The organism is Hahella sp. CCB-MM4 (assembly GCF_002260525.1).
Taxonomy (GTDB): Bacteria; Pseudomonadota; Gammaproteobacteria; order Pseudomonadales; family Oleiphilaceae; genus Hahella.
Genome location: NZ_MRYI01000038.1, coordinates 1 through 5,287, shown reverse-complemented (window position 1 = coordinate 5,287; position 5,287 = coordinate 1). Strand labels below are relative to the sequence as shown.

Genomic DNA, 5,287 nt, shown 5'->3' with positions numbered 1-5,287 from the left:
CGGTAGATCAACAGTCAGTACTTTTGCTCCACCGTGAAAGAGATGGTCTCACTAAAGAGCGGACAGCTTTGATTAATCGTTTTCGGGCCACCCTAGCTGAATTCGGTATTGTCGTACCGGTAGGAGCTCATAGGCTAAAGCACTGGATGGCGACAGACTATTCCATAGTTGAAACCGAACTCTCGCCAATAATGCAGCGCCATATACGACGTATGCAGGGGCGCTTAAGAGATTTAGAAGAGTTCATATCAGAGCTTGATCAGGAGCTCGATTCTTATAGTAAAAACACGGAGGCATGTCAGCGTCTGGAGGCTGTCCCTGGTATTGGTCGTTTAACGGCCACAGCTGTTGTTGCTTCGATAGGGAATGGAAAGTGTTTTATGAATGCGCGTCAGTTCTCTGCTTGGTTGGGCCTTGTTCCTAAACAGCACTCCAGTGGTGGTAAGACTTGCTTACTTGGAATCAGCAAACGGGGTGATGCCTACTTGCGTCGGATGTTCATTCATGGAGCAAGAGCCGTACTAAGGCATATGAACCCAAAACGATTGGTGACGAATTGGCTCTCAGAACTGTCAGCTCGCCGCCATAGAAATGTTGTCATTGTTGCATTAGCCAATAAACTGGCTCGTATAGCTTGGGCAATGCTTTATCATCACAGAAGCTATGACGAGCATTATCAAGTGGTTTGAATCAATTAAATGCTGACGTCGCGTTGTGTGTGGGAAGATCAAATTGATGGCAAATCGGTTGAACCGTAATCCGAACACTCTGGGCCTAACATCGTTTTAATAGAACGTCCAAATGTTTAGAATCGGATTAGCGGAAATCATCAGGGACATAGGCATGGCAGTATCGCAAAGTCCGAATAGATGGCTGCACAACCAATTAATCAATGGATCTTCTTGCAACAGGTGGAGCGTCCATAGATGTTAGGCTCTCGTATGAATGAAGCTGAAATACTCGAATATTTAACCGACAGCGATGGTAGTACTAGGGATATTACTTTTACTCCGGCCGCTTTGGATTGCGTTGAAATGTTCACGAAGCTCTTTCTCGAGGCATTTGACGATGGTGAGCTACTGGATCAAGACGGTGAAATTGTTGAATTGTCTGCTGAAAGCGTGATGTCTTACATTAAAACACGCGAAGAAGGTTGTATTCATGGTCAGCTGAAATCTAGTGATAGTTTTGTAAGCCAAGTTCATCTGTTTCTCGATTGGCCGGAAGATGAAAAAATAGCTGTTGAAATATCGTATTTTCCAAATGATCTTTGCGGTGAATTTACTACATCGCAATTTTTCGAAACATTGACGAAGTGGTGGAATGCTCTCCAGGCCCATGAGGTCTTCGTTCGGTATGAAAATGCTAGCTGGGATTTTTATAATCCCAATGGGCTGGGAGTCTTTTATCATGCAGTCAAAGCCTAACAAGCGCATGTTGTCGGACTGGTTTTCCGCTGCGCTCCAAACCAGCCGCAAATGCGGGCGTTAGGCTTAAAAGGATAGAGATGGAATTACGGTGGAAAGAGAAGTTAGTAGCTACGATTGATTTAGAGGATCAGGATTTTCCTACTTTTTTTGGACGTTATTCTCTATGCGATACAGCTCCTGATATTATTCAGCAATACGTCGAGTTTAGTGGTCGAACTTGGCCGCAGATAGAAGAAGGAAACTTCACAGAAGAGTATTATGCTGAAGAGGAAAAGTTCATAGATTTGATTGAAGATAGTGAATGGTGCTTGGTAGATGAAAGCGGGAAGATCGAGCCGATTTTAATTCCAGTTTTCTGCACTGATAATGGAGTTAATTGGCGCCTAGACCCGGACCGATGAGCACCTAACAATTATAGGCTAGAGACAAAGCAACCTCCGCAAAGTTCCGGTTACTTTGCTTCCAGCTAAAGGCGTTATACGCAACCAACATGAAACACAGTGCCGATGAATACAATGTTCTGAGCTACCTCTTGAAGAAGAATGCTATTTCTTACGAGAAGGCTATCGAATGGGCGTACTCCCAATACACGGATGAGGGGATTGATCAATTTGTTGAAAGAATATCTTTGGCATCTGATGTGTCAGAGATTCTTGAAATGATAAGCAATAATTTTCAAGTGTATGGAGAGCCGGACCAAGATTTCCTTGTTGGTGAAGCTGCGAGTAAATATTCAAACGCACAAATTTCACTGTATGATGCTGTAGCACGAATACTCTTTGATCTTGATTTGGAGTTGCCTGAAGAAGAACGCCAAGAGCTATACATAGCTGAAGATTATTTTGGTTGGCATGACCAAGCAGAGGAAGAGGCTGTTAAGCATGTACAACCAATTTTTAGTAAATACAGGCCCATTTATGAGCGCGCAGTCGCAAAGTTCAGCGTATAACAAACGCATGTTGTCGCCCTACGGGCTGGGACGGCTTACGCTACGCTTCAGCCGCCCCAAATGCGGGCGTTATAAGGCAACCAAGATCCAGCTATGGGATTAATTGAAGCAATACTGTTAGGCATCCAGCTTAAGAGGCTACAAAGGCCTTTTGTGTTCTTTTCCATGCTTATTGGTCTCCTTGCATTCAGTGTTTTCGGAGCAGGCATAATCTGGGTACTTATTACTGAGCTTGTATCTACGGACAAAGAGTTAACCTTCCAGCTAGCCGGTGCCAGTTTTGGCCTGCTTGCCATAGCAGGTATCTTTTTTGGTCTAGCGTGGGTATGTGGTTACTTAATCAAAAGGTGCTTCGAGTAATGCCTTATAACAAATTGCTCAAGCATCGTTCCAGCCAAAATGCGGCCTCCACTGGACTCGCTAGCGCTCGCCGCTTAGCAAAGCGTTAAATTTCTCAGGGAGTACGAGTGAAAATCGGGCGCAGAGACATAATCGAGATTGAATTAGGAGATAAAGTCGAAGGATCTAGAGATCTGTTTTATCTTGATGTATGGCTATTGGGGCGTCACATCACCAAGATAGATAATGTTGCTTATCTAAAGTCTTTAATTGCTCAAGCTGAGGATGATCTGATTGAAGGGCGAGATTTATCGAAGTTCTCCAAATACTTTATAAATATGTCACCCATGGAAGCTCACGAATTCATCTTGAGCACTCGAGATTCTGAATCTACGAATTTTGATATAGAAAATGATGAAATATATCCTAATCAAAGAATTCTCAATTGGGGGCCAAATACAGACAATGCTACATGCTTCCTTATTCCGGTCGCTGAATCAATAATAGCAACTATCGAGAACCACGATAATGGACCGGGCGCGGGCACTTTCTTCACCGGAGAAATTGATCCTGAGTATTTCAATAATACAATTAAAGAGTTCGTCGAGAGTGGTGCAAAAAAAATTTAACAAGTTGCTTAAGTTCACTCCGGGCCGTTGGCCCTCCGTGGGATACCTTACGCGTTGCTCCAGGTACCCCTTAGCAAGGCGTTATACCTTAAGGGGCAGGTTAATTCCCACATGAAAAAATTCACCCTAGGACTGCTGATCTCTATTGCAGCGGTGGCTAGCTACTACTTTCTTTTCATGGCTTTTTATGAGTCTTGGTTTCCATACTATTACGAAGAATATATTCCAACCATTTTTCTAGTTGGCCTTTTGTCTATTATCGCGCTGCCTGTGCTCACTTCGCTGATAAAGCGCTCTTCAATTGGCAGTCTCGGGTACTTTCGTTCGGTCATATGGGTGAATTCCGCAATTGTCGCTATTTGCGCATTGGCATTCTTGTATATGCTTAGTAATGGCGTATTTCTAAGTTCGCCAGGCGTTTATCCGGTGACAAAGTAAATGAATATGTATAACAAGGCCATTAAAAATCGGACGCAAAAAGCGCGGCCTACGACACTCCTAGCGTCGCGCGTTTTATGGCGGCGTTAAGTTTCAGAAATTGCATGACTCGAACATGAGGACACGAGATGAGTTTTAAACTTTATACTGTTTGTCTCCTGCTTTTATTCCAACTATCAGGTTGCACTGTAACTTATAAGTCTGAGGCTGACAGTGGGTTCAGTTATGGTCTGATAAACCAAGAATTTGGTACAGAAGAACGTTCCTTTATACTTAGTTCTCCCTCGAACTGTGTTGTCCGTTACAGCATTAAGGCTGTGGGCGCTATAGGCAGCAAGTATACAAACCCAAGGCCAAAAATTGACCAGTATGCGCGGTGGACGGAAGAAACAATTTCAGAGTATGGCTGTGTAGCAAAGGAGGTTGGGAGTGAGCATGAAGAGGCGCTGCATATTGAAATAGATTATGACATTGCGAATCGTGAGGCGGGTGCAGAAATTTTGGCTGTCTTCACTTTGTATTTGGTTCCTATCGATGAGTCTCGGGCGCATAGGACCTACAGGTTTATAGTGGGTGAAAAAGAAAAGAACCTACGAGTCGTTAAAAAAACTTGGTTTGGCTGGATTTTTCTGCCCGTCCACGTTTTCAGCTATTTCGACTCCTACGCAGGATATACAGAAGGCAAGATATATAGAAATCAGCTATTGAGTATCTTGGAAAACCAAACTTAACAAAGGGCTGCAGCCGACCAGTTTCCCACTGGCGCTCCAAACTGGCATCTAAGATCAGGCGTTATATTTTCTTGAGAATGATTTGAGATGGATTTTCACATTACTTTGATGCTTCTTCCATATTGGTTAATACTGCTTTCCTTTCTGATTTGGGGTGGGAAGGGTAGCGATTCTGAGCTGTTAGTAACAGACCGTTTAGCCCTATCTTTGCAGTTCATTGGTGGTACTTGTGCAATAACTTTTATCTTGACGTTCATAGGTGGTACAACACTTGAGTTTTATGTTCCAGACTCATTTAAGCTGGGCGTTAGTTACTTGTTACCCATGGTTTTCTGTGGTCGAATATTGGGAAAATATAAGCGGTCTAAAAATAATATAAACAAATTTTATACGAAATGAGGCAGAACATTGAAGTTTGAATTTGAGCCATATAAAGGCCCGATACCACTTGAATTTGGCATGACTCAATCAGAAGTTAGACAAGTTTTAGGCATGTCTCCTAAATACAGTAGACCACCAAATGAATATGGTGGCGCAAGAGATGATTACGGTGATGTTGGCGTAAACTTTGATGAGCAAGGTAAGGCAGGAGGGTGTTCAAAACTCTGTGTCAGCCAGGTCACAGATCGATATGGGCGTCCAATCGCCCTTCAAAGTGAATCGATAGCTGCGAGAGCGTGAGATTCCAGTTCTGCACCGGATGCGTCCACCGTTCTGTGGCATTCAACATACCAGCGTACAGCAGCTTCAGCAAACTGTTCTCATTGGCAA

At 43.4% G+C, this 5,287-nt stretch carries 7 protein-coding genes and 1 pseudogene; 7 read left to right on the top strand and 1 reads right to left on the bottom strand.

What is annotated here, in order from left to right:
* From BTA51_RS28650 to BTA51_RS28615, 7 genes are all read left to right on the top strand, one after another.
* Nucleotides 1–689: IS110 family transposase (locus tag BTA51_RS28650; protein WP_141215699.1), on the top strand; the 689-nt coding region annotated here is incomplete at its 5' end.
* A 252-nt stretch (nucleotides 690–941) separates the two neighbouring features.
* Nucleotides 942–1,427 (top strand): hypothetical protein, encoded by a 486-nt coding sequence (locus tag BTA51_RS28645; RefSeq protein ID WP_141215698.1) that lies wholly within the window; start codon nucleotides 942–944, stop codon nucleotides 1,425–1,427.
* Between the two features lie 80 nt (nucleotides 1,428–1,507).
* A complete protein-coding gene (locus tag BTA51_RS28640) occupies nucleotides 1,508–1,831 on the top strand; it encodes a hypothetical protein (RefSeq protein ID WP_094712507.1) in 324 nt (107 codons plus the stop codon).
* An 89-nt stretch (nucleotides 1,832–1,920) separates the two neighbouring features.
* Nucleotides 1,921–2,379 (top strand): hypothetical protein, encoded by a 459-nt coding sequence (locus tag BTA51_RS28635; protein WP_094712506.1) that lies wholly within the window; start codon nucleotides 1,921–1,923, stop codon nucleotides 2,377–2,379.
* Nucleotides 2,380–2,846: 467 nt separating this feature from the next.
* Nucleotides 2,847–3,347 carry a hypothetical protein gene (locus tag BTA51_RS28625; RefSeq protein ID WP_094712504.1) on the top strand — a complete coding sequence of 167 codons (501 nt, stop codon included), beginning with the start codon at nucleotides 2,847–2,849 and terminating at the stop codon, nucleotides 3,345–3,347.
* Between the two features lie 111 nt (nucleotides 3,348–3,458).
* Entirely contained in the window at nucleotides 3,459–3,785 is a 327-nt protein-coding gene (locus BTA51_RS28620; protein WP_094712503.1) for a hypothetical protein, read from the top strand.
* Nucleotides 3,786–3,913: 128 nt separating this feature from the next.
* Complete coding sequence (locus BTA51_RS28615) at nucleotides 3,914–4,516, top strand: hypothetical protein (RefSeq protein ID WP_094712502.1); 603 nt, start codon at nucleotides 3,914–3,916, stop codon at nucleotides 4,514–4,516.
* Between the two features lie 619 nt (nucleotides 4,517–5,135).
* On the opposite strand, the pseudogene BTA51_RS28605 reads toward BTA51_RS28615, so the two are convergent.
* Nucleotides 5,136–5,287: pseudogene (locus BTA51_RS28605) on the bottom strand (IS256 family transposase); the annotation flags it as partial.

Bases quoted from the DNA above. Each gene is read 5' to 3' on its own strand.
- BTA51_RS28645 (WP_141215698.1), top strand. From the start codon at position 942: ATGAATGAAGCTGAAATACTCGAATATTTAACCGACAGCGATGGTAGT.
- BTA51_RS28615 (WP_094712502.1), top strand. From the start codon at position 3,914: ATGAGTTTTAAACTTTATACTGTTTGTCTCCTGCTTTTATTCCAACTA.
- BTA51_RS28635 (WP_094712506.1), top strand. From the start codon at position 1,921: ATGAAACACAGTGCCGATGAATACAATGTTCTGAGCTACCTCTTGAAG.
- BTA51_RS28640 (WP_094712507.1), top strand. From the start codon at position 1,508: ATGGAATTACGGTGGAAAGAGAAGTTAGTAGCTACGATTGATTTAGAG.
- BTA51_RS28620 (WP_094712503.1), top strand. From the start codon at position 3,459: ATGAAAAAATTCACCCTAGGACTGCTGATCTCTATTGCAGCGGTGGCT.